This is a genomic window from Marinomonas sp. ATLA20, from assembly GCF_057180105.1.
In genome coordinates this window covers 1-291 of record NZ_JBXUKU010000061.1, presented here as the reverse complement: position 1 = coordinate 291, position 291 = coordinate 1, and the positions used below count along the sequence as shown (strand labels likewise).

General features: G+C 52.9%; 1 protein-coding gene. It reads left to right on the top strand.

Translation table 11 applies throughout. The annotated features are described in order from the left end of the window. Positions 1-291, top strand: a 291-nt coding sequence (locus AC2A4J_RS20450; RefSeq protein ID WP_484177310.1) for a cadherin repeat domain-containing protein, incomplete at both ends; no start/stop codon positions are given.

Here is a 291-nt window from a genome sequence, read left to right as displayed (position 1 = left end):
CTGGACTATTGGACATCAACAGCACCACGGGTGTGGTGACGCTTAAAAACTCAGCCGATTACGAAACCAAAGACAGCTACAGCTTCAATGTTGTGGCGACAGATAACGGCGCGGGCAACTACAACTCCGGCAGTCTCAATGTGAGTCAAGCCGTGACGGTCAGCGTCAACGACTTGAACGACAACACGCCAGTGATTACGTCCGGTGCGACGGGCAATGTGGATGAAAACGCAGATATATCAACGGTCATTTACACCGCGACAGGTACGGATGCCGATGGTACGGCGACGA